The organism is Lysobacter lycopersici, assembly GCF_007556775.1.
Classification (GTDB): domain Bacteria; phylum Pseudomonadota; class Gammaproteobacteria; order Xanthomonadales; family Xanthomonadaceae; genus Pseudoluteimonas; species Pseudoluteimonas lycopersici.
Map to the genome: position 1 here is coordinate 1,571,631 of NZ_CP041742.1, position 23,062 is coordinate 1,594,692.

The following is a 23,062-nucleotide window of genomic DNA, read 5'->3' on the forward strand; positions in this document are numbered from 1 at the left end:
GCCCGACCGCCCCATCGCATGCGAGGCCATATGCCCGAACTCGAACCCCGCTGGTACCGGCGTCGCCGCGGCGCTGGCCTGTTGCTGCTGGCGTTCGCGCTCGCCGCGTTCGCCGCACCGTTGTGGTATTTCCGCAACAGCGACCATCCGCTGTCCGGGCAGGACGTGGTCGCGCTGTGCGACCGCCTCGATCGCTTGCCGCTACCCGAGGCCGGCTGGAGCCGCGCAGCGGGCACGTCGCCCGGGCTGCCGCGCTTGCCCGGCACGGATGCGGAAGCGGCCGGGTATTGCATCTGGCGCGATGCGCGGGGCCAGGTCGCGTTCGAAGCGGTGCTCTCTACCAACCGGAACACCCGACCCCTCGGTGTCGATGCCTTGTACGAGCGCATGCGCGGCGAGGTCGTGGCCACTCGCAACGACGAATTGCGCGAGGCCGATGGCCCTGGCGAACGCAGCATTCGCTCCCGACGCGGCAACTCCCGCGAATGGCTGATCGAGGACCATGGCATCGTCTTGCTGCTGCGTGGCTATCGAACCGAAGATGCATGGTTCGACCACGCAGCAACGGCGGCGCTCGAGGCGTTGCGCGCGCCGCCGGCTCAACCGGATATCGTCATTTCGACTTCTTCGTAGGCCGCCGCCAGCCTTCGAGCGTGACCTGCTTCGCGCGCGCGACGGTGAGTTTCCCCGCAGGCGCGTCGTTGCCGATCACCGAACCCGCGCCGATGGTCGCGTTTTCGCCGATGGTCACCGGCGCGACCAGCGACGAGTTCGAACCGATGAAGGCGCCATCGGAAATCGTGGTGGTCGATTTGTTCGCGCCGTCGTAGTTGCAGGTGATGGTGCCGGCGCCGATGTTCACGCCCGCGCCGACCACGGCATCGCCGAGATAGGCGAGGTGGTTGGCCTTGCTGCCGACGCCGATCTTCGCGTTCTTGGTTTCGACGAAGTTGCCGATGTGCGCGCCGTCGGCAAGCACGCTGCCGGGGCGCAGCCGCGCGAACGGCCCGACCTGCACCGCGCCTTCGCTGCGCGCGCCCTCGAGGTCGCAATGCGCGCGGATTTCGGTTCCGGCGGCGAGTTCGACGTCCTTCAAGCGGCAGAATGGACCGATGCGCACGCCGTCGCCGAGCTTGATGTCGCCTTCCAGCACCACGTCGACGTCGATTTCGACATCGCGACCGGCGCGCACGTTGCCGCGGATGTCGATCCGCGCCGGATCGGCGACGCGCACGCCGGCCAGGCACAGCGCGCGCGCCTGCCGTTGCTGGAACGCGCGTTCCAGCCGCGCCAGCTGCCACGGGTCGTTCGCGCCCTCGGTTTCCAGCGGATCGGCGACATGCACCATTTCCGCGGCGCTGAACTCGTCGGCGGCCTGCGCGAACACGTCGGTGAGGTAGTACTCGCCCTGCGCGTTGTCGTTGCGCAATGCTTCGAGCCAGCGCTTCAGCGCGGTGGACTCGGCGGCGATGATGCCGGTGTTGATGGTGCGGATGCGCTTCTGCGCGTCGTCGGCATCCTTTTCCTCGACGATGCGCGCCACCCGGCCTTCAGCATCGCGTTCGACGCGACCGTAGCCGGCCGGATCGTCGAGGTCGGCGACCAGCACGGCGAGCCGTCCCGGCGCGGCGAGCAGATGTTTCAGCGTTTCCGAAGTGATCAGCGGCACGTCGCCGTACAGCACCAGCACCTGCGCGCCGTCGGGCACGTTGGGCATCGCTTGCTGCACCGCATGCCCGGTGCCGAGTTGCCGCGCCTGTTCGGCCCAGAGCAAATCCTCCTGCCCGGCGAACGCCGTACGCACCGCTTCGCCGCCATGCCCGTACACGACGTGGATCGCGGCCGGCTGCAGCGCGCGCGCCGCATCGACGACGTGCGCCAGCATCGGCCGGCTGGCGATCGGCTGCAGCACCTTGGGCAGGGCCGACTTCATGCGCTTGCCCTCGCCGGCGGCGAGGACGACGACGTGCAGCGGAAGGACGGGAGGCGTCGCGTTCATGGCATGGCCCGTGCGGTCATCCCGCGATTCTAGCGGTGGCGCTGCTACGATGCGCTCCGTTCGCAATCGCCCTGAAGCGTCGCCCGTGACCCAGTTCGGAACCGAGGCAAACGGTCGCAATTCGGGCGCGAGCCTCCTCGGATGGCGCCCGGTCGTGCTGTGGCTCGGCGGCGCGATGTGCGCCGTCGGACTGGCGACGGCCTTGCCGTGGAACGAATGGCAACCCGAACGCGCCAGGCACACCGCCATCCTCGCGGCTTCGGCGTGGTTGCTCGCGATGTTGACCGGGCTGCTCGGCCGGATCCGATTCGCGACGGCGTTGGCGCTCTGGTTCGGATTGGCCTTGATCCGGTTTTCCGGCGCCATGCCCTTCGCGGCGACGGCGCTCTTCTGCATCGCATCCGTTGCCGCCGGCAGCGCCATCGCGCCGCGCGCACCCGCGGCGCTCAAATGCGTGGCCGGAATGGCGGCGATCGGCGGCCTGTCCGCATGGGCCTTGCCCCTGCGCGCGCACGAGGACTGGGTGTATTTCGCGATCCTTTCCCTGCTGGTCGCCTGGCGGCGCCATGCCGTGCTCGCCACGGCAAGGAATGCCGGCCGCGCCTGGCGCCGCGCGGTCGCCGCGCAACCGGTCGCCGCGGCATGGGCCGTGCTCGCGGTGGGCATCGCCAGTACGGGATGCTGGCTTCCGACGATGCAGTCCGACGACATCGCCTACCACCTGCGCCTGCCGTGGATGTTGCAGCAATCCGGCTTCTACGACATGAACCCGGACCTGCACGTCTGGGCGCTGGCCCCGTGGCTGGCCGATGTCATCCAGGCATTCCCGCAGGTCATGGCGCATTCGGAAGCGCGCGGGCCCGTCGACGCGCTCTGGTTGGTGCTCGCAGCCTGCGGGTTGTGGCGATTGGCACGGCGTTTCGACCGACGCAACTCGATCGCGCCCTGGCTTGCGGTCGCGCTGTTCGCGAGCATTCCCCTGGCCACGTCGCTGGTGGCCGGGATGCAGACGGAAATGCCGACGGCCGCGATCCTCGCCTGGTTGCTCGTCATCGCGTGCGCGCCCGCCACGACGAATCGGCGGTTCGCCCCGGGCGCGCAGCGCTGTGCCGCCGCGCTGTTCGGCGCCTTGCTGGCGATGAAATTCGGCGCCGCGGCCTCCGCCGCGATCCTCCTGCCATGGGCGCTGCATCGCCATCGCGCGTCGCTGCGCTGGAAGGATCTTGCGTCGATGGCGGCGATCGCCCTCGCGATCGGGGGCAGCAGCTACTGGTATGCGGCGCGGCTTTCCGGGAACCCGTTCCTGCCGTTGTTCAATGGCGTGTTCCGGTCCCCGTACTTCGCCCCGAACGATTTCGTCGATACGCACTGGACCGGGCACCTCGCCCCGTCGCTGCCCTGGCGGATCACGTTCGCGACCGGCGAATACATGGATGCCTATGCCGGCGGGTTCGGGTTCCTGCTGGTGTGCCTTGCGGGCGCGTGGCTGTTGGCGCTGCGCGAACGCGACCTGCGCACGCCGATGATCCTTTGCACCGCCATGCTGGTGGCGCCACTGCTTCCCATGCAATACGCGCGCTACGCCTTCCCGGCCATGGCGGTTTGCATCCCGCTGCTGTGCGTCGCCGCGCACCGGGTGCATCCGCTGCACGCTGGCGTGCTGGCGTTGCTGGCCTGCCTGTTGAACTTCGCCTTCCAGGCCAACGGCAACTGGATGCTGCATGGCGGCGCGGTGCGGCAGACGATGCGCGCGCACGGACGCTACGCCCCGCTGCTGTCGCTCTACGCACCCGAGCGCGTGCTGGCGGCGGACATGCGGGCCCGTGGCAGGCCCGCGAAAAACGCGCTGCAACTCGACCTCGAACAGGGCAGCATCGCCGAACTCGGCGCGCGCGCGCGCTACGTGAACTGGTATTCGCGGCGCCTGTCGCTGGCCGCCTTCGCGGCGGATGCCGACCGGAGCGGCCGGCGCTGGGCGCAGCTGCTCGGGGCGGAAGGCATTTCCGACGTGGTCTTCAGGCCATCGCAATTGCCTGTCGCTCGGCGTGCGGGGCTGGCCTTGTCCAAGGCAAGATTGCAGGCACGCGCAGGCGACATGGAGTGGTGGATGATCCCGCAAGCAACAGGCGACGAACCATGACCCTGCGCCGTCACCTCGGCGGTTACGCGATCATCGGCCTGGCGCAATGGCTGCTCGAATACGGGCTGATGCTGGCGCTGAGCGAATGGGTGATGCCGGTGGAACCGGCGAACGTCATCGGCCGCGTTGCCGGTGCGATGCTCGGTTTCTGGCTCAACGGCAAATGGACTTTCGCCAGCGAGGACACCCACGTCGGCCGGCACGCCGCGCTGCGCTTCGTCACGATGTGGCTGGTGCTGACCGCGGCGAACACCTGGATCGTCGCCCACCTGGACGACGCCTTCGGCCTGCACATGGCGCAGTTGCTCAAGCCCGGCGGCGACCTGCTTACCGGCGGCATCGGCTTCTGGCTGTCGCGCCACTGGGTTTACAAGAAACGCACTGCCTGAATCCCGCGGGCACTACTGCCCCGGGGCATACATTCTGGCGTTTCCGTAGGCAGCGCCGAGCTTGCCCTTGGCGAAATCCACGGTCATGCGCGTGTAGCCCCCGGCATAGCGCAGCGAGGTGCGCGTGCCGTCGGCGCCGGCTTCGAACGTGGTCATGCCGTGTTCGCCGCCGGGGAATACCGCTATCGTGATCGGCGCGCCCTCGCGTGCCAGCGCACGCAGGCGATGGAAGGTTTCGCCCATCGGCGCATCGATGTCGGCATCGCCCAGCTCCCACAGTTGCGGCGTGCGCAGTTCTCGCAGCACCGGCATCGGGTCGTAGTGCCAGGGCGTGCCGAAGCGATAGGGCCGCACCTTCTGGCGCAGCTCGTCGCCGTAATACGGCAAGAGCAAATGCGTGAAGTTGCCGTACACGTCCTTGTACCAGGGCTGGTCGCGGTACTTCGTCCGCACCGCGTCGAAGGCTTCGAAGCCTTGCTGGAAATCGCTGCCGGCGAGGACGCCCGCGGCATCCACGATCTCGAGAGCGCTGTCGATGATGTCCGGGGCGTAACCCTTCAATCGCATCTGCAGGATCGTCGCCTCGCGATCCTCCTGCAATGCGTTCACCGCCAGTCCGTAACCCACGACCACGAAATCGACATGCGTGCGCGTCGCTGCCAGCGGTGCGACCCAGCCGCCCTGGCTGCCGCCGCGGAAACCGACGCGAACCGCGCGCGCGCCGGCCATTCGCTTCGCTTCCTGCATCGCCGCGACCGCATCGTTGGCGAGCACGCTGTAGTCCTGGGTGTAGGTCCCGGCCGAATCGCCGGTGCCGCGTTTGTCGTAGACGAAGGCGGCCACGCCTTCGGCGGGCAATTGCCGCTGCATGAAATCCCAGGCGCGCGCCGAATCCTGTTCGGCGCCGTGCACCAGCACCACCAGCGGCACCTTCGCATCGCCTTCGGGCATGAGCAGGCGCCCGGCCAGGCGCGTGCCGCCATCGCCCGCGAACGCGGTTTCGCGGATTTCAAGCGCGATGCGCGGCGCGGCGGCGCCATCGAAACTCAGCACCGCGTCGCGGCCGCAACCGGACAAGGCGATGCGATGTCCATCGTCGCGGTCGGTCCAGCCTTCAAGGCTTTTCCAACCGCCATCGCCGCTCGCGACCAGCTTGCCGCTGCGCCCGTCGACGTGCCGCCAGCGCAGGCCGCCGTCGCTGGGGCCGACGTCGATGCTCGCGCCGGGCAAGCGGTACGCCCCGACATAGCACTCGATCGCGCGCGAAAGTGCCGCGTCGGCCGGCGCGGGTTCCGGCGCCGCCGATGCGGCGGGAAACGGCATGGCGAACGCGGATGCACACGCAAGCACGGCGGCGAACAATGGCGATTTCATCGATTCGATCCTCATATCCGTTATTCCATTGGATACGGCGAGCATCGCGCCGGTTGCATTCGCATTGCGTGATTCTCGGCGCCATAAACGAAAACGCCGGCGCGAGGCCGGCGTTTTCGAACGTACCGCGAATGCAGGGGCGACGCATGCGTCGTCCCTACGGTCGATATCAATGTTTCAGATTCTTCCTGAGGCGTTCCAGCGCCTGCAACTGCGCGGTGACTTCGGCCAGTCGCTGCTGCGCCTCGGCGACTTCCATCGCCTCGCCACGGTGGGCGATGATGCGTTCGGCCTCTTCCTTGGCGGCGCGCACCGCGGCTTCGTCGATGTCCTGCGCGCGCACCGCGGTGTCGGCGAGCACGGTCACCACCGTTGGCTGCACTTCGAGGATGCCGCCGGAAATGGCGAAATCGAGGTGCTCGCCCTCGGGCGTGGTGACGACGACCTTGCCCGGCTTCAGGCGCGTGATCAGCGGCGCGTGCTTGGGCGCGATGCCGAGTTCGCCCAGCTCGCCGGTGGCGACGACCAGCGTCGCCTCGCCGTGGAAGATCTCGGCTTCGGCGCTGACGATGTCGCAACGGATGGTGGATGCCATGTCTCTCTCGCTTCGCTCGTTCGAGGGGCTTGGGGCTGGGGACTAGGGTCTGGAACAGGCGCTTTTCACCAGCCCCGAGATCCGAGCCCCCGCTTCATCACGCCGCCAGCTTCTTCGCCTTCTCGGCCGCTTCCTCGATCGAGCCGACCATGTAGAACGCCTGCTCCGGCAGGTGGTCGTAGTCGCCGTCGACGATGCCCTTGAAGCCGCGGATGGTGTCCTTCAGCGGCACGTACTTGCCCGGCGAGCCGGTGAACACTTCGGCGACATGGAAGGGCTGCGAGAAGAAGCGCTCGATCTTGCGCGCGCGGGCCACCGCCAGCTTGTCCTCTTCGGACAGTTCGTCCATGCCGAGGATCGCGATGATGTCCTTCAGTTCCTTGTACTTCTGCAGCGTCGACTGCACGCGGCGCGCGGTCTCGTAGTGCTCGTTGCCGATCACGTTCGGGTCGAGCTGGCGCGAGGTGGAATCGAGCGGATCGACCGCCGGGTAGATGCCGAGCGAAGCGATGTTTCGCGACAGCACGACGGTGGCGTCGAGGTGGGCGAAGGTGGTCGCCGGCGACGGGTCGGTCAGGTCGTCCGCGGGCACGTACACGGCCTGGATCGAGGTGATCGAACCGGTCTTGGTCGAGGTGATGCGTTCCTGCAGCACGCCCATTTCCTCGGCGAGCGTGGGCTGGTAACCCACCGCCGACGGCATGCGGCCGAGCAGCGCCGACACTTCGGTGCCGGCCAGGGTGTAGCGGTAGATGTTGTCGACGAACAGCAGCACGTCGCGGCCTTCGTCGCGGAAGTATTCGGCCATGGTCAGGCCGGTCAGCGCCACGCGGAGACGATTTCCCGGCGGCTCGTTCATCTGGCCGTAGACCATCGCCACCTTCGACTTCTCCGGCTCGGCGACGTTGACGACGCCCGATTCCTGCATCTCGTGGTAGAAGTCGTTGCCCTCGCGGGTACGCTCGCCCACGCCGGCGAACACCGACAGGCCCGAGTGCTCGGTCGCGATGTTGTTGATGAGCTCCATCATGTTCACGGTCTTGCCCACGCCGGCGCCGCCGAACAGGCCGACCTTGCCGCCCTTCGCGAACGGGCACATCAGGTCGATGACCTTGATGCCGGTTTCGAGCAGTTCGGTCGACGAGGCCTGTTCCTCGTAGCTCGGGGCCGCGCGATGGATTTCCCAGTTCGCGTCGGCCTTGACCGGGCCGGCTTCGTCGATCGGGCGGCCGAGCACGTCCATGATGCGGCCCAGCGTGCCGATGCCGACCGGCACCGAGATCGCGTTGCCGGTGTTGTCGGCGATCAGGTTGCGCTTCAGGCCGTCGGTCGAGCCGAGCGCGATGGTGCGCACGACGCCGTCGCCCAGCTGCTGCTGCACTTCCAGCGTGATGTCGGTGTTCTGCACCTTCAGCGCGTCGTACACCTTCGGCACGCTCTCGCGCGGGAATTCGACGTCGACGACGGCGCCGATGATCTGGACGATCTTGCCCTGGTTGCTCATCACTCTTTCCTCGGTAACTCGTTATCTGCTTTTGTGGGAGCGGCTTCAGCCGCGAGCCTTTTTGCAGTCGGGGCTGAAGCCCCTCCCACAGTCGAAATGATCAAACCGCCGCAGCACCGCCGACGATTTCCGAAATTTCCTGGGTGATCGCCGCCTGTCGCGCCTTGTTGTAGACCAGGTTCAGGGTGCCGATCAGCTTGGTCGCGTTGTCGCTCGCGGCCTTCATCGCGACCATGCGCGCGGCGTGCTCGGAGGCGACGTTCTCCATCACCGCCTGGTACACCAGCGACTCGACGTAGCGGGTCAGCACGTGTTCCAGCACCGCCTGCGCGTCGGGCTCGTAGAGGTAGTCCCAGTCGTGGTGCGCGACCTGCGTTTCCGCCGCCGGCAACGGCAGCAACTGGTCGAAGGTCGCCTTCTGGGTCATGGTGTTGACGAAGTCGTTGTACGACAGGAACACCTTGTCGACCTGGCCGGCGTTGTAGGCGTCCAGCATCACCTTGATCACGCCGACCAGCTGCTCGACGCGCGGGGTGTCGCCCAGGTGGGTGACCGAGGCGAGCATCCCGACCTTGAGCCGGCGGAAGAAGACCGATGCCTTCTGGCCGATGGTGACGACGTCGACCTCGACGCCCTTGTCCTGCCAGCCGCGGATCTCCGCGAGCAGCTTGCGGAACAGGTTGTTGTTGAGGCCGCCGGCGAGGCCGCGGTCGGAGGAGACGATGATGTAGCCGACGCGCTTCACGTCCTCGCGCTCGACCAGGTAGGGATGCCGGTATTCGGAATTCGCCTGGGCGAGGTGGCCGATGACCTGGCGCATCGCGCGCGCGTACGGGCGCGAGGCCTTCATCCGCTCCTGCGCCTTGCGGATCTTGGAGGCCGAGACCATTTCGAGCGCGCGCGTCACCTTGCGGGTGTTCTGCACGCTCTTGATCTTGGTTTTGATTTCGCGACCACCGGCCATTTTCTTTTCCGTGAGACGTAAGACGTAAGATGTAAGACGAAGGGCGGAGATGCGGGCTTTTACGTCTCGCGTCTCACGTCTTTCGTCTCACCCGATCACCAGCTGCCCGTCGCCTTGAAGTCCTCGATGCCCTTCTTGAACGCGGCCTCGATGTCGTCGTTCCAGTCGCCGCTCGTGGCGACCGACTTCATCAGCTCGCCGGCAGTGTTGGCGAAGTGCGCGTGCAGGGCGTCCTCGAACGCGCCGATCTTGGCCACCGGCACGTCGTCCATGTAGCCCTTGTCCACGGCGTAGATCGACAGCGCCTGCTCGGCGACCGACATCGGCGCGTACTGCTTCTGCTTCATCAGCTCGGTGACGCGCTGGCCGCGCTCGAGCTGCTTGCGGGTGGCGTCGTCGAGGTCGGAGGCGAACTGCGCGAACGCGGCGAGCTCGCGGTACTGCGCGAGCGCGATGCGGATGCCGCCCGACAGCTTTTTCATGATCTTGGTCTGCGCCGCGCCGCCCACGCGCGACACCGAGATACCGGCGTTCACGGCCGGGCGGATGCCGGCGTTGAACAGGTCGGTCTCGAGGAAGATCTGGCCGTCGGTGATCGAGATCACGTTGGTCGGCACGAACGCGGACACGTCGCCGGCCTGGGTTTCGATGATCGGCAACGCGGTCAGCGACCCGGTCTTGCCCTTCACCGCGCCGTTGGTGAACTTCTCGACGTACTCCTCGGACACGCGCGCGGCGCGCTCGAGCAGGCGGCTGTGCAGGTAGAACACGTCGCCCGGGTAGGCTTCGCGGCCCGGCGGGCGGCGCAGCAGCAGCGAGATCTGGCGGTAGGCCACGGCCTGCTTGGACAGGTCGTCGTAGATGATCAGCGCGTCTTCGCCGCGGTCGCGGAAGTACTCGCCCATGGTGCAGCCCGAGTACGCGGCGATGTACTGCATCGCGGCCGATTCGGAGGCCGAGGCGGCGACGACCGTGGTGTAGGCCATCGCGCCGAACTCTTCCAGCTTGCGCACGATGTTGGCGATGGTCGAGTTCTTCTGCCCGATCGCGACGTAGATGCAGCGGATGCCGGAATCTTTCTGGTTGATGATCGCGTCGATCGCCAGCGCGGTCTTGCCGGTCTGGCGGTCGCCGATGATCAGCTCGCGCTGGCCGCGGCCGATCGGGATCATGCTGTCGACCGACTTGTAGCCGGTCTGCACCGGCTGCGACACCGACTTGCGCCAGATCACGCCCGGGGCGATGCATTCCACCGGTGCCTTGGTGTCGGCGTTGATCGGGCCCTTGCCGTCGATCGCCTCGCCCAGCGCGTTCACGACGCGGCCGAGCAGCGCCGGGCCGGTCGGCACCGACAGGATCTGGCCGGTGGTCTTGGCGGTGTCGCCTTCGCGCAGGTGTTCGTAGTCGCCCAGCACCACGGCGCCGACCGAGTCGCGCTCCAGGTTCAGCGCCAGCGCGAAGGTGTTGCCCGGCAGTTCGATCATTTCGCCCTGCATCACGTCGGCGAGGCCGTGGATGCGCACGATGCCGTCGGACACGCTGGTCACGGTGCCTTCGTTGCGCGCCTCGGCGGCGAGCTTCACCTTCTCGATGCGGGTCTTGATCAGTTCGCTGATTTCGGACGGATTGAGCGTGCTGGTAGCCATCGGTGTTTCCTGTGGTGCCGGCGTCGCCGCCGGCGTTCGATTGAATGCGTATTCGTTGCGTTATTGCGCGAGCGTGGTCTGCAGCCGGTCGAGCTTGCCGCGCAGTGAGCCGTCGATGACGATGTCGCCGGCATCGATCACCGCGCCGCCGATCAGCGATTCGTCGACCGCCGCCTCGACCTCGACCTCGCGGCCGAAGCGCTTCTTCAGCGCGGCCTTGATCGATTCGAGTTCGGCCGCCGGCAGCGCCGTGGCGGAGGTGACCTTGGCCTTGACCACGCGCTCGGACTCGAGCCGCAGTTCGTCGTACAGACCGGAGATCTCGGGCAGCAACGGCAAGCGGCGGTTGTCGAACAGCAGGCCGAGGAAATCGGCGAACGCCGCGTCGGCGCCCAGCTGTTCAGAGACCGCAGGCGCAAGCAGCGCGACCGCGTCATCGCGACCGAGGCGCGGATGGCCCAGCAGCGCGGCGGCTTGCGGATCGGCGGCGACACGCGCGGCGAAGCCGAGCGCATCCGACCAGCCGGGCAGCTTGCCGGCGTCGCGCGCCAGCGCGAACGCGGCGCGGGCGTACGGACGGGCGAGGGTCAGGGCCTGCGACATGGCCTCAGATCTCCGCGGCCAGTTCGTCGAGCAGCACCTTGTGGGCGTTGGCGTCGATTTCGCGCTTGAGCAGCTTCTCGGCGCCGGTCACCGCCAGCGCGGAGACCTGCTTGCGCAGTTCCTCGCGGGCGCGGTTGGACGCGGCGTCGATCTCGGCGTCGGCCAGCGCCTTCTGCCGGCCGGCTTCGGCGATCGCGTCCTGCTTGGCCTGGTCGACGATCTGGTTCGCGCGCTGGTGCGCCTGGTCGATGATTTCGTTGGCCTTGGCGCGCGCGGCCTTCAGTTCCTCGTTGGCCTTTTCTTCGGCCTGGGCGAGGTTCTTCTGCGCGTTGTCGGCGGCGGCGAGGCCTTCGGCGATCTTCTGCTGGCGTTCCTCGATGGCCGCGATGATCGGCGGCCAGATGAACTTCATCACCAGCCACGCGACCGCGAAGAACGCGAGGCCCTGAATGACGAGGGTGAGGTTGGGTAGCATGAACTTGCTCCTGGTGCCGGCGACGCGATGCCGCCGGCGATGCCTGAATCGCTTGCGTGTTCAGTCGATCCTGGGGATCAGGCGATCGAACCCAGCAGCGGGTTGGCGAACAGCAGCAGCAGCGCGATGGCGACGCCGATCATCGGCACGGCGTCGAGCAGGCCGGCGACGATGAACATCTTGGTCTGCAGCATCGGGGTCAGTTCCGGCTGGCGGGCCGAACCCTCGAGGAACTTGCCGCCGAGGATGGCGAAGCCGATCGCGGTGCCGAGGGCGCCGAGGCCGATCAGGAGGCCGGCCGCGATGACGGTGAACTTGAGAACTTCGGCGACGAGGGTTGCGTGGTCCATGGTGTTGCTCCGGTTGGATCGTTGCGATTAAGCGGGGTTGAAGGGAAACGACGAATCAGTGGCTTTCAGCCGACATGCTGAGGTAGACGATGGTCAGCATCATGAAGATGAAGGCCTGCAGCAAAATGATCAGGATGTGGAAGGCGGTCCAGATGGCGCCGACGAACCATTGCAGCGGGCCCATCACCCAGGTGCTGAGGTGGGCGAGCGAGGAATTCAGCGTCATCAGCGCGATCAGGATGAAGATCAGCTCGCCGGCGTACATGTTGCCGAACAGTCGCAACGACAGGCTGAGCGGGCGCACGCCTTCCTCGATCACGCGCAGCAGGAAGTTGGCCGGCGCCAGGGCGATCTTGGCGACCGTGCCGTGCGCGTGGAACGGTGCGGTGAAGATTTCCTTGGTGAAGCCGCCGACGCCCTTGTGCGAGATGCCGAACACCTGGATCAGCAGGAATACCGCCAGCGACAGCCCGAAGGTGGTGTTGAGGTCGGCGGTGGGCACCACGCGCAGATAGGCGTGTTCCGGATCGGCGCCCGTTGCGATATGGCCCGCCTTCCACGCCCACGGCAGGAAGTCCACGGGCACCATGTCCATGAAGTTCATCAGGAACACGAGGCAGAAGATCGTGATCGACAGGGGCGCGATCAGCTTGCTGCGGCCGTGGAAGGTCTCGCGCACGAGGCCGTCGACGAAGCCGACGATCATCTCGACGAAGGCCTGGAACTTGCCGGGCACGCCCGAGGTGACCTTGCGCGCGGCCATCCGGAACGAGAAGAAGAACAGCACCGACAGCACGAAGGTGAAGATCAACGTATCGACGTTGAGCGTCATGAACGTGCTGTCGCCCACCTTCACCTGCCAGAAATGCAGGTGGTGGTTGATGTATTCGGTCGAACCGCCGGTGGCGGCTTCGGTCATCGTGTTTTCAGCGCTCACGCTCAACCCTTTGTCGCCTGTTCCATTCCCAGCCGGCGCAAACCCGCCAACCAGGCCACCAATCCCGTTGCCAGCCCCGCCAACATCGGCAGCGGCGGCAGTTGCCATGCCAGCAGCCCGATGCCCAGCGCCACGAACACCACCATCCATTTCGCCGTCGTTCCCGCCAGCAGCGCCGCGAACGCGAACCGTGCCGGTACCGCGCCCCGCAGCGACAGCGTCGCGGCAACGGCATTGCCGAACGCCAGCGCCAACCCCCCGATGGCAGCCGCAGCGGCGGCACGGGTCCCGTCCCCGGCAAGGAAGGCCAGCGCGACCAGCAGCGCGACGACGGCCTGCATGGCCACCGCGCGCAGTGCCGACCGGCGGCTCGCGGCGATGGGATCGTGCACGCGCGGCCCTGTTCAGCTTGCGGAGTCGGGCCGGCACCACAAATCGGCCCTGCTAAGCCGAAAAATTATAGCAGGGGGCCAAAATCCCCGGCAACGCCCAAGCGTTGCCCGTCGGCTGGGCCGGTGGCCCGGAACCTTTCGGCCGGGGGCGGGTCAGACCGCCGTGGCCTGCGCTCCTTCCTCGTCGATCGCGAGCAGGCCCCGAAGCCCCGGCCGTCTCCGCCGGGGCTTCCTTTTTTTCCGGCCCGCCCCTCTCCCGCCCTTCGGGCACCCTCTCCCTCAAGGGGAGAGGGGAAGTTATTTCTTCTTCGGCAAGTAGAGATCGGTGATCGTGCCGTCGTAGACCTCGGCGGCCATGCCGACCGATTCGCTCAGGGTCGGGTGTGGATGGATGGTGTGGCCGATGTCCCCGACCTCGCAGCCCATCTCGATCGCCAGTGCGATTTCCGCGATCAGCTCACCCGCGTGCACGCCGACGATGCCGCCGCCGACGATGCGATGCGATTCCTCGTCGAACACCAGCTTGGTGAAGCCCTCGGTGCGCGAAAGACCAATCGCGCGACCCGACGCCGCCCACGGGAACTTGCCGATGCCGACCTTCAGGCCCTTGGCCTTCGCCTCGGTTTCGGTGACGCCGACCCAGGCGATTTCCGGATCGGTGTAGGCCACGCTCGGGATCACCCGCGCGACCCACTCCTTCTTTTCGCCCGCGGCGACTTCCGCGGCGAGCTTGCCTTCGTGCGTGGCCTTGTGCGCCAGCATCGGCTGGCCGACGAGGTCGCCGATGGCGAAGATGTGCGGCACGTTCGTCCGCATTTGCGCATCGACGTCGATGAAGCCGCGTTCGCCGACGCGCACGCCGGCTTTTTCGGCATCGAGCTTGGCGCCGTTCGGCGCGCGGCCGACCGAAACCAAGACGCGGTCGAACACGCTGGATTCGGGAATGCTCTCGCCTTCGAATACGCAGGCGATGCCGGCCTTCTGCGCCTTGGCTTCGACGACCTTGGTCTTGAGATGCACGGCCACGCCCTGCTTCTTCAGGCGATCGGCCAGCGGCTTGACGAGATCCGGATCCGCGCCCGGCATCAGTTGTGGCATGAATTCGACCACGGTGACTTCGCTGCCCAACGCGCAGTACACCGTCGCCATTTCCAGGCCGATGATGCCGCCACCGACCACGAGCAACTTTTTCGGAACGTCGGCGAGGTCGAGCGCGTCGGTGGAATCCATCACGCGACCGTCGTCCCACGGGAAGAACGGCAACTTCACCGGCTGCGAACCGGCGGCGATGATGCAGTTGGCGAAACGCAGCAACTGCGTCTTGCCATCGGCGCCGGCGATTTCGAGCTCGTTCGCGGACACGAACTTCGCGCTGCCCTGCACCACCCGCACCTTGCGTTGCTTGGCCATGCCGGCCAGGCCCTTGGTGAGCTGGCCGACGACCTTGTCCTTGTAATCGCGCAACTTGTCGATGGCGATCTCGGGCTTGCCGAAATCGACGCCGTAATCGCTGGCGTGCGCGGCCTGTTCGATCACGTCCGCCGCGTGCAGCAGCGCCTTCGACGGAATGCAGCCGACGTTGAGGCAGACGCCGCCGAGCGAGGCGTAGCGCTCGACCAGGACGGTATCGAGGCCGAGGTCGGCGCTGCGGAATGCGGCGGTGTAGCCACCCGGACCGGCACCGAGCACGACCATCGCGCATTCGATATCGGCCTTGCGGCCGGACGACGACGCGGCTTGCGGCGCGGGCGTTGCTGTCGCGACAGTCGGTGCCGCGACGGGAGCGGGCGCTTCGGCTTTCGCGGGAGCTGGCGCAGGTTCCGCCTTCGCAGGCGCGGGCGCGCTTTGGACAGCCGTTTGGCTGTCAGCCGCGGCGATCACCGCGATCACCGCGCCTTCGCCGACCTTGTCGCCGAGCTTGACCTTCAGCGCCTTGATCACGCCGTCGGCGGCGGCGGGCACTTCCATCGTCGCCTTGTCCGATTCGAGCGTAACCAGCCCCTGGTCCTTCCTCACCGTATCGCCGACCGCGACCAGCACTTCGATGATCGGCACGTCGCCATGGCCGCCGATGTCGGGAACCTTGCTTTCGATGTCTGCCATGCGCCTTGCTCCCTTAGAGCATCGCCCGGCGCAGGTCGCCGAGCAGCTGCGCGAGGTATGCGGTGAAGCGCGCGGCGGCGGCGCCGTCGATCACGCGGTGGTCGTAGCTCAGCGACAGCGGCAGGACCAGGCGCGGCTTGAACTTCTCGCCATTCCACACCGGCTTCATGTCGGACTTGGAGACGCCGAGGATCGCCACTTCCGGCGCATTGATGATCGGCGTGAACGCGGTGCCGCCGATGCCGCCGAGCGAGCTGATGGTGAAGCAGCCGCCCTGCATCTGCTCCGGTTTCAGCTTGCCCTCGCGCGCGAGCGCGGCGAGTTCGCCCATTTCCTGCGCGATCTGCATCACGCCCTTCTTGTCCGCATCGCGCAGCACCGGCACGACCAGGCCGTTCGGCGTGTCGGCGGCGAAGCCGATGTTGTAGTAGCGCTTGAGGACGAGGTTGTCGCCATCGAGCGAAGCGTTGAAGTTCGGATACTTCTTCAGCGCGGCGACGCTGGCCTTGATCAGGAACGCGAGCATCGTGAGCTTGCCCGCCTTGCCCGCCGCGATCGCCTTGGCGTTTTCCTCGTTGAGCGCGACGCGCAACGCCTCGAGCTCGGTGATGTCCGCGTCGTCGTGCTGGGTGACGTGCGGGATCATCGCCCAGTTGCGCGCGAGGTTGGCGCCGGAAATCTTCTGGATGCGCGACAGCGGCTTGGCTTCGATCTCGCCGAACTTGGCGAAGTCGACCTTCGGCCACGGGATCAGGTTGAGTCCGCTACCCGATGCCGTCGGGGCTGAAGCCCCTCCCACAGTACCGCCTGACAGCGCGGCCTTGACGAACCTCTGCACGTCTTCCTTGCCGATGCGGCCGCCGCGCTGGGTGCCAGTCACTTGCGCGAGGTCGACGCCGAGTTCGCGCGCGAACAAGCGCACCGCCGGACTCGCGTACGGCACCTTGCCGGGCAGGACGGCGTCGGCTTCGAAGCGCAATGGCGGACGGCTCGCGGGATCGGCCGGGTCGCCGGCGACCGGCGCCTGCGCGGGTACGGGCGCGCCGCCTTCGACCTCGATGATCGATTCCTCCGTGAGGCGATCGGGCTGCGCAGGGACGTCCACCGGCTGCACCTGCGCACCGGTTTCCGATGCCGGCTGCTCTTTTACAGCTTGCCCCTTCTTCGGCGCTTCGGGTTCGGCGCGCGGCGCGGCGGCGGCATCGCCGGCCGGTTCGATCAGCGCGACCAGGCTGCCTTCGGACAGCGCGTCGCCGAGCTTGACCTTCACTTCCTTGATCGTGCCCGCGAACGGTGCCGGCACTTCCATCGTCGCCTTGTCCGACTCCAGCGTGACCAGTCCCTGGTCCTTGGTGACCACGTCCCCGGGCTTGACCAGGACCTCGATCACCGGCACGTCGTCGTAGCCGCCGATGTCGGGGACGCGGGCTTCCATGGGTGCGGCCATGCCGGGCTCCAACGCAGGGATCTGGCCCGTATTGTGGCCACAGAGTCGGACAATGCGCCAACCGCCGGGGAATTGCCCGGACAAAAAGCCGGATTCGTCGAAACGCCACCCCCGGCAAGCCTGAGCCGGGTACCGGGCCCGGCTTCGGCTTCGGCTTCGAACGCTGGGCGAACTTCAGTCGCCGACGACGCGCAATCCGAACATCAGGCTGGCTTCGTCGACCAGGCGCACGCTGCCGCTGACGTTGAGGCTGATGGTGATCGGCTTCTTGAACACCTGCTTCGCCTGCGCGTCGGTCAGGCCGTAGGTACCGACCAGCGCGCTTTTGCTGAGCAGGCCGGCGATGCACACGGCCGAATCGCGGGAGCGTTCGAACTGCTGTTGCCCCGGCGCAAGCGGCACTTCGAAATGCTCGGACGCGGTCATCGCGGTGACCAGCTTGCCGTCGAACGGCGCACCGGTGGTCGGGTCGATCAGCGCCGGATCGTCCAGTACCTCGCTTTCGACGGTGAGCGTGGGCGAGTACGCGAGCAGGCCGACATCGCTGGCCGCGGTCGGGTTCAGGTAATCGACACTCAGGATCGGCGAGAACCAGTAGCAGAGCAGCGAGTTCGCCGCCTTGCCCGGCAAGGTCACGTGGGCGATGCCGTCGAGGTCGAAGGTGGTCGGGCCCGGCGCCGCGTTCAACGCCACGCAATTCGTGGTCGGGTCGCCGTCGTCGGGTGGGCAGCTCGACGACAGGTCGAGGTTGCCCTGGGTCACGCCGAGCCAGACGAGCGAACGGCCGAAGGAATCGACGTCGCCGACGTCGCCTTGCGAGGGTGCGGCGGCGATGTTCCCGGCACGGTCGCGGATCGCGGGAGGCGCCGCGACGCGCACGGCCTTCGCGCTCGGCAGCAAGTCGGCGGATGCGTGTTCCGCCGCCATGCCCCTGGTATCCATTCGCGCGGCATGCGCGATCAACGTCGCCAGCAGCGCCGCGGACGCGAGCACCGCGACCGAACGCGTCGAGGGCAATTTCATTCGTGTATCTCCATCGATTGCGCGGAAGCGCGCCTTCCTGCTTACGCAGCGATGGACGCAAAGCGGACATGCCGCGAACGCGGATCAGGGCGGCGCGATCGGCTCCGCCGGCACGCGCCCGCCTTCGCGACGGATGAGGTACAGGCCGCTGGCGACGATGATCGCCGCGCCGATCCACGTGGCCGTATCCGGCAGCACGCCCCAGATCGTCGCGTCCAGCAGCACGCCCCAGACCAGTGCGGTGTACTCCAGAGGCGCCAGCAGCGAAGCCTCGCCTTGGCGGAACGCCAGCGTGATCGCGTATTGCCCGAGCGCGCCGACCACGCCGATACCCGCGATCAGCCACAGGTCGTCGTGGCGGATCGGTTGCCAGTCCCGCCACGCCAGCGCGCCGGAACCGAGCGCCATCAGCGCGAGCAGCCACACCACCATCGCCTGGTTGGAATCGCTGCGCGCGAGCACGCGCACGGTGATCGCCGATACCGCGTAGCCGAACGCCGCAAGCAGTACCGCGAGCCCGGCGAAACTGGCCATGCCTTCGCCGCTGGGGCGCAGCACCACCAGCACGCCGAGCAGGCCGATCGCAATCGCGGCCCAGCGCCGCGGGCCGACGCGTTCGCCCAGGAACGGCACGGACATCGCGGTAATCAGTAGCGGGGCGACGAAGAAGATCGTGTACGCGGTCGACAGCGGCATGCGCTTCAGTGCGTACACGAAGCTGGCCATCATCATGATGCCGATCGCACCGCGCAGCAGGTGCAGCGGCCAGCGCACGCGCAGCAGCGGTTTCCATCCCACCGTGGCCAACGACCACGCCAGCACCAGCGGCAACGACGTCGCGCCGCGCAAGGTCGCGACCTGGAACGGCGGGTAGCGTTCGGACAGCGTCTTCAGCCCCGCGTCCATCAGCGCGAACAATGCGACCGCGACCAGCATCACGAGGATGCTGCGGCGACGGCGGTCGTGGGCGGAAAGCTGTTGCGCGTCCATCGACGGGATGCTATCCGAAGCCATCGCCATCCCGCGCGTCCTTCAAGAAAGCGGCGACCCGAAGGCCGCCGCTCGATCACGCGCGTCGCATCAACGGACGGGCTTGATGTGGAACGCACCCACTTCCACGCCGAGGTTGATGCCCTCGCCGCCGCCGGCCAGGGCCAGCGACACGTTGCCCTTGGACAGCAATTGCGTTTCCGCGGACTTGACCATGCCCGCGCTGGCGCTGGCGTGCGCATAGTTGCCGTAGACCTCGCGGATGTTGTGGACATCGGTGAAACGGCCCTTGCCGTTGTCGATCTTCCACTTGCCCGCGGTCAGGCCCAGGCCTTGCGCGGTAATCCGCACCGGCAATGTCTGTCCGTTGTCGCAGCGGACCACGCCCGTGCCGGCGGCGTGCTTGTAGACCAGCGACCAGCTGGTGAGCTGGTAGTCCAGCTTGCAATCGATGTCGGCGCCCGCATGGGCGTTCGGCGCGATGAACATGGCGATGGCGAAAGCAGATGCAGCAATCAGGGTTTTCATGGGGCCTCCGTGTTCTCCGGAACACGCGCCACAGTCTCCGCAACGCATCTGAACGCGGGGAAACACGCGCCCTTTTTCTTCAGCGCGCCGTCGGCGAGTTGAGCGACGCGTGAAAACGGACACGCCGCGGGCCTTCACCCGGCGCGGCGGCATTCGTCGCGTTTCGCAGGGGCGATGAACCCGTGGTCCCGCGCGGCACGTTCCATGCGGTAACCTGCGCGCCCGTTACCAGCGTCGCCGCCATGCCTTCTTTCGACATCGTTTCCGAAGTGGATGCCCACGAACTCGCCAACGCCGTGGACCAGGCCAACCGCGAGCTGTCCACCCGCTTCGATTTCAAGGGCGTGGAGGCCAGGTTCGTGCTGGACGACAAGCTCATCACCCAGTCCGCGCCCAGCGACTTCCAGTTGCAGCAGATGAGCGACATCCTGCGCGCGCGCCTGGTCGCGCGGAAGATCGACGCACGCTGCCTGGATTTCGGCGCCGTCGAGACCAACCTGGCCGGCGCACGGCAGAAGATCGCCGTGAAGCAGGGCATCGAACGCGAACTGGCGAAGAAGCTGCAAGGCGCGATCAAGGACGCCAGGCTCAAGGTCGAGGCGCAGGTCAACGGCGACAAGCTGCGCGTGACCGGCAAGAAGCGCGACGACCTGCAGGCGACGATGGCGCTGTTGCGCGGCAAGGACTACGAACTGCCGCTGCAGTTCGACAACTTTCGTGACTGATCGACTCGTGCAAGCGCTCGTCGGCGGGGATTGATCCCTCCGCCGGCGCGACAGTATTTGTCGCGCTTCGCCGGTTCGGCCCGCAACACGCTCTGGAAGTAGTAGTCGAGCAACAAGCGGCTGAGCTTGCGTTGATCCGCGGGCAGCAACGGCCCGAGGTCGCGTTCCCAGCCGGCGGCGCATTCGGCGACGGTCGCATTGCCCGTGGCGCAAGCCAGCAGTTGGTCGAACGCATGGCGATACGTCGCGAACTGCGCATGCGTCATCGGCGCGCCATGCCCGGGCACCAGGGTGTCGAACGCCTGCGCATCCAGTCGCCCCAGCGCTTCGCTCCAGCCGTGCGGACATGCGGTGTCGAAGAACGGCGCGGGGAAGTTGACGAGATCGCCGGAGACCAAGGTGCGCGTGGAAGGATCGAGCAACCAGACGTCGCCGCCGCTCACCGCGTTCTTTTCCAGCCCGACCCGGAACTGCATGCCCGCGATGCGCAAGGATCCGGACGACAGCACCGGATCGGTCGGGAACAGTTTCGGCCCGGCATCGATGCGCGCGATGCCGGCGCGCAGGTAGCCGGCTTCGGGGCTGTCCGCCGGCAACGTGGCCAGCCGTGCGGCCGCGGCCTTGCGCGAATCGGCGAGGAAGTGCTGCATCGCGTCCTCGATCGCGGTGCTCGCATAAACCTTGGACTGCGGATATTTCTCGCGCAGCGGCACGTTGCCGCTGACGTGGTCGAGGTGCCAGTGGCTGTTGACGATCGCCACCACCGGAAGATGCCATCCCTCCGCAGCGTCGATGATCCGCCCGGCGAAGGCCTGCTCGTGGCGCCCGGTATCGAACACGATCAATCCTTCCGGCGCGCGGATCATCACGCTGTTGCCGTCCGGTTGCCCGTCGCCCTGCTCCGGATCGTAGGTTCCCGGCAACAACACCATGTGCCGGTTCAGCGACTGCATTCCCGCGGGCGCGACCCACCGCGGCGCCGTTGCACAAGCGGCCAACAAGCCCAGCGCCAGCGATGCCAATGCCTTCGGTTTCATGCGATCCCCGCGCCGTCGCGATGTCGGCTACGCTGCGCGTCCGGCCATGGACCTGCAATAGTCGGAAGTCACCGCGCGAGGGTTCCGCCAGATCATGCAAACCGCTAACGCAGAGCCATTCGATCCCGATCGCGTCGAACGCGACGTCCGCCGCTGGCTGGAACGCGCGGTGATCGGGCTCAACCTGTGCCCGTTCGCGAAGGCGGTGTATGCCAAGCAGCAGGTGCGGATCGTGGTCAGCGATGCGACCACCGAACGCGCCCTGCTGGAACAGCTGGGCGAGGAGATGGCGATGCTGCGCGACACGCCGGCGGAGGACATCGACACGACCCTGCTGGTGCATCCGCAGGTCTTGCAGGATTTCCTCGACTACAACGATTTCCTCGACGATGCCGATGCGCTGGTCGAGACGATGGAACTCGATGGCGTGCTGCAGGTTGCCAGCTTCCATCCGCATTACCAGTTCGCCGGCACCGAAGCGGACGACGCGGAAAACCTGACCAACCGCGCGCCATGGCCGATCCTGCACCTGCTGCGCGAGGACAGCGTGGATCGCGCGGTCGCCGCGTATCCCGAACCGGACGCGATCATCGAACGCAACGTGGCGACGATGCGCGAACTCGGTGCGGAAGGATTCCGCAAGCTGCTTGTCGACGACGACGCCTGAACACGGGCCGGACATTCCTTGTCCGGAATCGCGCGCACGTCGCGTTTGGCTTCTTGTCCGCTGGGAGGAAATCCGACATGGCACGTTCCGACGCACGAATCCTGCTGTCCGCGCTGCTGGCCTCGCTGGCCCTCGTCGGATGCAAGCCCGCCGCGACCGGCGCGGACGCCGCTGCAAGCGCCGCGATGGCGACGCCGGCCACGCCCGCGACCATCCCCACTCCCGCAACGATCTCGATCCCGACCCCCGCCTCGACCGCCACCTCCGGCGATGCCGGCGCGACCGACGCCAGCGCGGACTTCGATCCGGCCAGCGTGCCCGAGAGCACCGCCACGCTGCCGCCGTTCCCGTTCTTCAAGGCTCCGGACGGACTGGCCAGCGTGCAGGACGAGAAGACGCGCAATTCCAGCTTCGACCGCGAGCACATGATCGCGGGCGGCAAGGTCGTCGCGCTCGAAGGCAAGGTGTTCCGCGACCTGTTCCCGCTCGACAACCCGGACCGCCCGTACTCGGCGCTCGAATTCCAGCGCAACTACGAAAACGCCATCACCGACCTCGGCGGGATGAAGGTCAGCGCCGTGCAATTCACCGACGAGGTGAACAACGCCTTCGGCGGGCGCGACGCGGTCGATGCGCATTTCCACGGCACCTGCGCCGGGGTGGACTGCGAAAACAACACCTACCTGATCCGCCAGGGCGGGCAGGAATACTGGGTACTGGTCAGCACCGGCGCGATCCCGCTGCACGGCGCGATCGTGGTGCTGCAGCGCAAGGCCATGGAGAGCAAGCTCGGCTTCCTCGATGCGGGCGCGATGAAGAAGGCGATCGACAAGGACGGCCACGTCGCCCTCCACATCAACTTCGACGTCGACAAGGCCACGCTGCGGCCCGACGCGAAGCCCGTGGTCGCGGAAATCGACAAGTTGCTCGGCGCGGATCCGGCGCTGAAGCTATCGATCGAGGGCCACACCGACAACACCGGCACCGCGGCGCACAACCAGGAGCTTTCGGCCGCGCGTGCGGCCAGCGTGCGCGATGCGCTGGTCGCGCTCGGCGTCGACGCGTCGCGACTGACGTCGAAGGGTTTCGGCCAGGACAAGCCGGTCGCCGACAACGGCACCGAATCCGGGCGCGCACAGAACCGCCGGGTCGAGCTGGTGAAGGTCGACTGATC

The 23,062-nt window shown here is 67.2% G+C and carries 23 protein-coding genes; 6 read left to right on the forward strand and 17 right to left on the reverse strand.

Translation table 11 applies throughout. The features are described 5' to 3' along the window. Positions 1-30 precede the first annotated feature (30 nt). Entirely contained in the window at positions 31-633 is a 603-nt protein-coding gene (locus FNZ56_RS07860) for a hypothetical protein (RefSeq protein ID WP_143879306.1), read from the forward strand. Here FNZ56_RS07860 and glmU read toward each other — a convergent pair. Continuing rightward, positions 614-1,999, reverse strand: coding sequence for a bifunctional UDP-N-acetylglucosamine diphosphorylase/glucosamine-1-phosphate N-acetyltransferase GlmU (gene glmU / locus FNZ56_RS07865; protein ID WP_143879307.1), 1,386 nt, complete (start codon positions 1,997-1,999; stop codon positions 614-616). The genes FNZ56_RS07860 and glmU overlap by 20 nt on opposite strands. Before the next feature lie 85 nt (positions 2,000-2,084). On the opposite strand from glmU, the gene FNZ56_RS07870 reads away from it, so the two are divergent. Together FNZ56_RS07870 and FNZ56_RS12865 are read left to right on the forward strand one after the other, a co-directional pair. Continuing rightward, positions 2,085-4,139 carry a hypothetical protein gene (locus FNZ56_RS07870; protein WP_185970691.1) on the forward strand — a complete coding sequence of 685 codons (2,055 nt, stop codon included), beginning with the start codon at positions 2,085-2,087 and terminating at the stop codon, positions 4,137-4,139. After that, positions 4,136-4,528: a GtrA family protein gene (locus FNZ56_RS12865; RefSeq protein ID WP_185970692.1), complete on the forward strand. Its 393-nt coding sequence runs from the start codon at positions 4,136-4,138 to the stop codon at positions 4,526-4,528. The genes FNZ56_RS07870 and FNZ56_RS12865 overlap by 4 nt, the downstream gene beginning before the upstream one ends. 12 nt (positions 4,529-4,540) lie before the next feature. Here FNZ56_RS12865 and FNZ56_RS07875 read toward each other — a convergent pair whose 3' ends face one another. The 15 genes from FNZ56_RS07875 to FNZ56_RS07950 all read right to left on the reverse strand — a co-directional run bounded on the left by FNZ56_RS07875 (position 4,541) and on the right by FNZ56_RS07950 (position 19,459). After that, positions 4,541-5,902 (reverse strand): alpha/beta hydrolase family protein, encoded by a 1,362-nt coding sequence (locus tag FNZ56_RS07875; RefSeq protein ID WP_185970693.1) that lies wholly within the window; start codon positions 5,900-5,902, stop codon positions 4,541-4,543. 169 nt (positions 5,903-6,071) lie between these two features. Further along, positions 6,072-6,497: a F0F1 ATP synthase subunit epsilon gene (locus tag FNZ56_RS07880; protein ID WP_143879309.1), complete on the reverse strand. Its 426-nt coding sequence runs from the start codon at positions 6,495-6,497 to the stop codon at positions 6,072-6,074. A gap of 97 nt (positions 6,498-6,594) precedes the next feature. Beyond that, positions 6,595-8,001, reverse strand: coding sequence for a F0F1 ATP synthase subunit beta (gene atpD, locus FNZ56_RS07885; RefSeq protein WP_143879310.1), 1,407 nt, complete (start codon positions 7,999-8,001; stop codon positions 6,595-6,597). 100 nt (positions 8,002-8,101) lie between these two features. Then, positions 8,102-8,965 carry a F0F1 ATP synthase subunit gamma gene (gene atpG, locus FNZ56_RS07890; protein ID WP_143879311.1) on the reverse strand — a complete coding sequence of 288 codons (864 nt, stop codon included), beginning with the start codon at positions 8,963-8,965 and terminating at the stop codon, positions 8,102-8,104. 95 nt (positions 8,966-9,060) lie between these two features. After that, on the reverse strand, positions 9,061-10,611 hold the full coding sequence (gene atpA / locus FNZ56_RS07895) for a F0F1 ATP synthase subunit alpha (RefSeq protein WP_143879312.1): 1,551 nt from the start codon (positions 10,609-10,611) through the stop codon (positions 9,061-9,063). A 60-nt stretch (positions 10,612-10,671) separates the two neighbouring features. After that, on the reverse strand, positions 10,672-11,214 hold the full coding sequence (locus FNZ56_RS07900; RefSeq protein WP_143879313.1) for a F0F1 ATP synthase subunit delta: 543 nt from the start codon (positions 11,212-11,214) through the stop codon (positions 10,672-10,674). Between the two features lie 4 nt (positions 11,215-11,218). After that, positions 11,219-11,689 carry a F0F1 ATP synthase subunit B gene (locus FNZ56_RS07905; protein WP_143879314.1) on the reverse strand — a complete coding sequence of 157 codons (471 nt, stop codon included), beginning with the start codon at positions 11,687-11,689 and terminating at the stop codon, positions 11,219-11,221. 77 nt (positions 11,690-11,766) lie between these two features. Beyond that, on the reverse strand, positions 11,767-12,039 hold the full coding sequence (atpE, locus tag FNZ56_RS07910) for a F0F1 ATP synthase subunit C (RefSeq protein ID WP_143879315.1): 273 nt from the start codon (positions 12,037-12,039) through the stop codon (positions 11,767-11,769). 55 nt (positions 12,040-12,094) lie between these two features. Beyond that, positions 12,095-12,958, reverse strand: a complete 864-nt coding sequence (atpB, locus tag FNZ56_RS07915) for a F0F1 ATP synthase subunit A (RefSeq protein WP_143879316.1) — start codon at positions 12,956-12,958, stop codon at positions 12,095-12,097. A 20-nt stretch (positions 12,959-12,978) separates the two neighbouring features. After that, on the reverse strand, positions 12,979-13,368 hold the full coding sequence (locus FNZ56_RS07920) for a hypothetical protein (protein ID WP_143879317.1): 390 nt from the start codon (positions 13,366-13,368) through the stop codon (positions 12,979-12,981). 297 nt (positions 13,369-13,665) lie between these two features. Then, positions 13,666-15,471: a dihydrolipoyl dehydrogenase gene (gene lpdA, locus FNZ56_RS07925; RefSeq protein ID WP_143879318.1), complete on the reverse strand. Its 1,806-nt coding sequence runs from the start codon at positions 15,469-15,471 to the stop codon at positions 13,666-13,668. A 13-nt stretch (positions 15,472-15,484) separates the two neighbouring features. Then, a complete protein-coding gene (locus FNZ56_RS07930; protein WP_143879319.1) occupies positions 15,485-16,918 on the reverse strand; it encodes a dihydrolipoyllysine-residue acetyltransferase in 1,434 nt (477 codons plus the stop codon). Positions 16,919-17,092: 174 nt separating this feature from the next. Next, entirely contained in the window at positions 17,093-17,941 is an 849-nt protein-coding gene (locus FNZ56_RS07940) for a hypothetical protein (RefSeq protein WP_143879321.1), read from the reverse strand. An 84-nt stretch (positions 17,942-18,025) separates the two neighbouring features. Continuing rightward, positions 18,026-18,877 (reverse strand): DMT family transporter, encoded by an 852-nt coding sequence (locus FNZ56_RS07945; protein WP_143880310.1) that lies wholly within the window; start codon positions 18,875-18,877, stop codon positions 18,026-18,028. Positions 18,878-19,021: 144 nt separating this feature from the next. Beyond that, on the reverse strand, positions 19,022-19,459 hold the full coding sequence (locus FNZ56_RS07950) for a hypothetical protein (protein WP_143879322.1): 438 nt from the start codon (positions 19,457-19,459) through the stop codon (positions 19,022-19,024). Positions 19,460-19,701: 242 nt separating this feature from the next. Here FNZ56_RS07950 and FNZ56_RS07955 point away from each other — a divergent pair, with 242 nt between their 5' ends. Further along, the gene (locus FNZ56_RS07955; protein ID WP_143879323.1) at positions 19,702-20,184 is read left to right on the forward strand and encodes a YajQ family cyclic di-GMP-binding protein; all 483 of its coding nucleotides are present in this window, start codon (positions 19,702-19,704) and stop codon (positions 20,182-20,184) included. On the opposite strand, the gene FNZ56_RS07960 is transcribed toward FNZ56_RS07955, so the two are convergent. Beyond that, complete coding sequence (locus FNZ56_RS07960) at positions 20,145-21,221, reverse strand: MBL fold metallo-hydrolase (RefSeq protein WP_143879324.1); 1,077 nt, start codon at positions 21,219-21,221, stop codon at positions 20,145-20,147. The two genes, FNZ56_RS07955 and FNZ56_RS07960, sit on opposite strands and share 40 nt — an antisense overlap. A 94-nt stretch (positions 21,222-21,315) precedes the next feature. Between FNZ56_RS07960 and FNZ56_RS07965 the strand changes: the two genes are divergently transcribed. After that, positions 21,316-21,888 carry a DUF1415 domain-containing protein gene (locus FNZ56_RS07965; protein WP_143879325.1) on the forward strand — a complete coding sequence of 191 codons (573 nt, stop codon included), beginning with the start codon at positions 21,316-21,318 and terminating at the stop codon, positions 21,886-21,888. A gap of 77 nt (positions 21,889-21,965) precedes the next feature. Beyond that, entirely contained in the window at positions 21,966-23,060 is a 1,095-nt protein-coding gene (locus FNZ56_RS07970) for an OmpA family protein (RefSeq protein ID WP_143879326.1), read from the forward strand. Positions 23,061-23,062 lie beyond the last annotated feature (2 nt).

Coding starts and splice junctions, on each gene's coding strand:
- FNZ56_RS07880 (WP_143879309.1), bottom strand. CDS start 6,497: ATGGCATCCACCATCCGTTGCGACATCGTCAGCGCCGAAGCCGAGATC.
- atpA (WP_143879312.1), bottom strand. CDS start 10,611: ATGGCTACCAGCACGCTCAATCCGTCCGAAATCAGCGAACTGATCAAG.
- atpD (WP_143879310.1), bottom strand. CDS start 8,001: ATGAGCAACCAGGGCAAGATCGTCCAGATCATCGGCGCCGTCGTCGAC.
- atpE (WP_143879315.1), bottom strand. CDS start 12,039: ATGGACCACGCAACCCTCGTCGCCGAAGTTCTCAAGTTCACCGTCATC.
- FNZ56_RS07960 (WP_143879324.1), bottom strand. CDS start 21,221: ATGAAACCGAAGGCATTGGCATCGCTGGCGCTGGGCTTGTTGGCCGCT.
- FNZ56_RS07905 (WP_143879314.1), bottom strand. CDS start 11,689: ATGCTACCCAACCTCACCCTCGTCATTCAGGGCCTCGCGTTCTTCGCG.
- atpB (WP_143879316.1), bottom strand. CDS start 12,958: ATGACCGAAGCCGCCACCGGCGGTTCGACCGAATACATCAACCACCAC.
- FNZ56_RS07900 (WP_143879313.1), bottom strand. CDS start 11,214: ATGTCGCAGGCCCTGACCCTCGCCCGTCCGTACGCCCGCGCCGCGTTC.
- glmU (WP_143879307.1), bottom strand. CDS start 1,999: ATGAACGCGACGCCTCCCGTCCTTCCGCTGCACGTCGTCGTCCTCGCC.
- lpdA (WP_143879318.1), bottom strand. CDS start 15,471: ATGGCAGACATCGAAAGCAAGGTTCCCGACATCGGCGGCCATGGCGAC.
- FNZ56_RS07965 (WP_143879325.1), top strand. CDS start 21,316: ATGCAAACCGCTAACGCAGAGCCATTCGATCCCGATCGCGTCGAACGC.
- FNZ56_RS07875 (WP_185970693.1), bottom strand. CDS start 5,902: ATGAAATCGCCATTGTTCGCCGCCGTGCTTGCGTGTGCATCCGCGTTC.
- FNZ56_RS12865 (WP_185970692.1), top strand. CDS start 4,136: ATGACCCTGCGCCGTCACCTCGGCGGTTACGCGATCATCGGCCTGGCG.
- FNZ56_RS07970 (WP_143879326.1), top strand. CDS start 21,966: ATGGCACGTTCCGACGCACGAATCCTGCTGTCCGCGCTGCTGGCCTCG.
- FNZ56_RS07940 (WP_143879321.1), bottom strand. CDS start 17,941: ATGAAATTGCCCTCGACGCGTTCGGTCGCGGTGCTCGCGTCCGCGGCG.
- FNZ56_RS07930 (WP_143879319.1), bottom strand. CDS start 16,918: ATGGCCGCACCCATGGAAGCCCGCGTCCCCGACATCGGCGGCTACGAC.
- atpG (WP_143879311.1), bottom strand. CDS start 8,965: ATGGCCGGTGGTCGCGAAATCAAAACCAAGATCAAGAGCGTGCAGAAC.
- FNZ56_RS07860 (WP_143879306.1), top strand. CDS start 31: ATGCCCGAACTCGAACCCCGCTGGTACCGGCGTCGCCGCGGCGCTGGC.
- FNZ56_RS07955 (WP_143879323.1), top strand. CDS start 19,702: ATGCCTTCTTTCGACATCGTTTCCGAAGTGGATGCCCACGAACTCGCC.
- FNZ56_RS07950 (WP_143879322.1), bottom strand. CDS start 19,459: ATGAAAACCCTGATTGCTGCATCTGCTTTCGCCATCGCCATGTTCATC.
- FNZ56_RS07945 (WP_143880310.1), bottom strand. CDS start 18,877: ATGCTGGTCGCGGTCGCATTGTTCGCGCTGATGGACGCGGGGCTGAAG.